4 protein-coding genes are annotated in these 2,576 nt (G+C 71.9%); 2 read left to right on the forward strand and 2 right to left on the reverse strand.

All coding sequences use genetic code 11. The annotated features are described in order from the left end of the window. On the forward strand, positions 1-1,108 hold a 1,108-nt coding region (locus FRW57_RS20245; RefSeq protein ID WP_152186907.1), incomplete at its 5' end, for a D-alanine--D-alanine ligase family protein. A gap of 129 nt (positions 1,109-1,237) precedes the next feature. Here the strand turns inward: FRW57_RS20245 and FRW57_RS20250 are convergent. Then, positions 1,238-1,708, reverse strand: a complete 471-nt coding sequence (locus FRW57_RS20250; protein ID WP_137121818.1) for a DUF3515 family protein — start codon at positions 1,706-1,708, stop codon at positions 1,238-1,240. Between the two features lie 16 nt (positions 1,709-1,724). Beyond that, positions 1,725-1,958, reverse strand: a complete 234-nt coding sequence (locus FRW57_RS20255) for an Lrp/AsnC ligand binding domain-containing protein (protein WP_137121819.1) — start codon at positions 1,956-1,958, stop codon at positions 1,725-1,727. 124 nt (positions 1,959-2,082) lie between these two features. Between FRW57_RS20255 and FRW57_RS20260 the strand changes: the two genes are divergently transcribed. Next, positions 2,083-2,576 (forward strand): thiamine-phosphate kinase (locus FRW57_RS20260; RefSeq protein WP_238999512.1); only part of this gene is annotated, 494 nt, incomplete at its 3' end.

Raw genomic sequence — 2,576 nt, forward strand, 5'->3', positions numbered from 1 at the left:
CCGCGCCCGCCCGCGCGTCGCGATCGTGTTCGGCGGTCGGTCGTCCGAGCACGTCGTGTCCTGCTCGACGGCCGCCGGGGTGCTGCGCGCCATCGACCGCGACGCCTACGACGTCATCCCGATCGGCATCGCGCGCGACGGCCGGTGGGTGCTGGTCGACGACGACCCGACAGCGCTCGAGCTGGCCCCCGGCCACCTGCCGGAGGTCAACGGCAACGGTTCCGGGGTGCTCGTCCCGCTCAGCACCGGAGAGCGGTCGCTGACCGTCCTGGAAGCCGGCCGGCCGCCCCGAGCGCTCGGGCAGGTGGATGTCGTCTTCCCGTTGCTGCACGGCCCGTTCGGCGAGGACGGCACACTGCAGGGGATGCTCGACCTCTCGGACACGAGGTATGTCGGGTCCGGCGTCCTCGCGTCCGCCGTGATGATGGACAAGCACTACATGAAGGTCGTCTTCGCGTCGGCAGGGCTGCCGGTCGGTCCCTACACGGTGATCTCCGACCGGCAGTGGGGCCGCGACCCGGCCGCCGCGATGGACGCGGTGGCCGCGCTCGGCTACCCGGTCTTCGTGAAGCCGGCCCGGGCGGGATCGAGCGTCGGGATCACGCGCGTCACCGACCCGTCCCGGCTCGAGGCCGCCATCGAGGCTGCTCGACTCCACGACCCCAAGGTGGTTGTCGAGGCGGCCATCGTCGGGCGCGAGATCGAGTGCTCCGTGCTCGAGGGCCGGGGCACGGACGCGCCGCGGACGAGCGAGGTCGGCGAGATCGAGGTCGTGCAGGGGCATGAGTTCTACGACTTCGAGGCCAAGTACCTCGCCGACCAGGACGTCCGGCTCTCCTGCCCCGCCAAGGTCCCGGACGAGGTGGCCGCCGAGGTCCGCCGGTTGGCTGCGGCAGCCTTCGAGGCCGCCGGCTGCGAGGGCCTGGCCAGGGTCGACTGCTTCTACACCGAGCACGGCGACGTGGTGCTCAACGAGATCAACACGATGCCGGGTTTCACGCCGCACTCGATGTACCCACAGATGTGGGAGGCCTCGGGACTGGGTTACCGAGAGCTGATCGACGAGCTCATCCAGCTCGCGTTGCACCGCCGGGTCGGCCTGCGCTGACCCGCCCCTGCTCACCCCACACCGGCCCCTGCTCACTCCACACCGGTTTGCTCACCTCAAACCGCTTCTACCCGCCTCGACACCGGCCTGGGGTGAGCAAAGCAGCCCGGATCGAGCACGGACCACCGCTCAGTTCGGTCCGCGGCAGTGGTGCGGGCCCTGGGGGATCGCCTTGGCGGCGCGGGTGAAGGCGCCGAGGACGAGCGGCTCCGGGGCGTAGTCGCGCGGCACCAGCACCTCGACCGCCGGCGCGCGGCCGTAGGTGACGAACTTGTAGCCGTCGGACAGCTCCTGGCCGACCCAGTCGACGCCGCTGACGGTGAAGCACTGCTCCGTGGTCGGCCCCGGCGAGGTGACCCCGCAGCGGGCGATGATCGCCGGATCGCCCCAGGCGTGCACCGCGGGCGAGTCCGACGAGGTCTGCACCGGTTCCTCGCCCGCCACCGTGTCCGGCCAGCGAGCGCCGACCTTGTGGCAGAGCGGTGAGCCCGCCTGTCCCGGTGGGATGACCTCCACGGCGGAGCCGCACGCGCCCAGCAGCGCGGGCAGGCAGGCGACCGCCGCAATCCGGAGGACGAAGCGGCGGCGGGCGGACGGCATACGCGAGCTGGCGACCTCAGACGTGCACGACGGTGCAGGTCAGGGTGCGCGTGATCCCCGGGACCTCCTGGATCTTGGCGATCACCATCTTGCCCAGCTCGTCGACGTTGCGGGCCTCGATGCGGGCGATGACGTCATACGGGCCGGTCACGTCCTCGGACAGGACGACACCCTCGATGCCGGCGACCTCCGCGGAGACCGCGGCCGCCTTGCCGACCTCGGACTGGATGAGGATGTAGGCCTGGACCATGGATCGCCTCCGTGGGGGATACGAGCCCGGAGCACGGCTCCGGGCGCAGACACGGCAGCGGGTGCTGCCCTGATGCAGCCAGACGCTACCGTGCCGTCTGGTCGATTCGTTCACGGGAGGTCGCATGGTCGGCAAGGGCTCGGCGCGGGTGCGACGCGAGGTCGGCACCGATGACCCGGTGCTCGCCGGCGTGAGCGAGGACGAGCTGCTGGCCGGCATCTTCCCGCTGCTGCAGGGCGGGTCGTCGGTACTGGTCGGGCCGGGCGACGACACCGCCCTGGTACAGGCTCCGAGCGGCAGCGTCCTTGCGACGACCGACGCGATGGTGCGCGGACGCGACTGGCTGGACGAGTGGTCCAGCGGCGAGGACGTGGGGGCCAAGTGCGTGGCGCAGAACGTCGCCGACATCGCCGCGATGGGCGGGGTGGCGACCGGCCTGCTGGTCACCCTCGTGGCCGATCCGCAGACACCTGTCGCGTGGGTGCGCGCAATGACACGCGGCCTCGCCGAGGCAGCCGCTGAGCTCGGCGTGCCGGTGCTCGGCGGCGACCTGTCCTCCGCCCCAGCCGGCACGCTCGTCGTCTCGGTGACCGCGCTCGGCGACCTCGAGGGGCGCGA

Source organism: Segeticoccus rhizosphaerae (assembly GCF_009192725.1).
Lineage (GTDB): Bacteria > Actinomycetota > Actinomycetes > Actinomycetales > Dermatophilaceae > Segeticoccus > Segeticoccus rhizosphaerae.

Bases quoted from the DNA above. Each gene is read 5' to 3' on its own strand.
- FRW57_RS20255 (WP_137121819.1), bottom strand. From the start codon at position 1,958: ATGGTCCAGGCCTACATCCTCATCCAGTCCGAGGTCGGCAAGGCGGCC.
- FRW57_RS20250 (WP_137121818.1), bottom strand. From the start codon at position 1,708: ATGCCGTCCGCCCGCCGCCGCTTCGTCCTCCGGATTGCGGCGGTCGCC.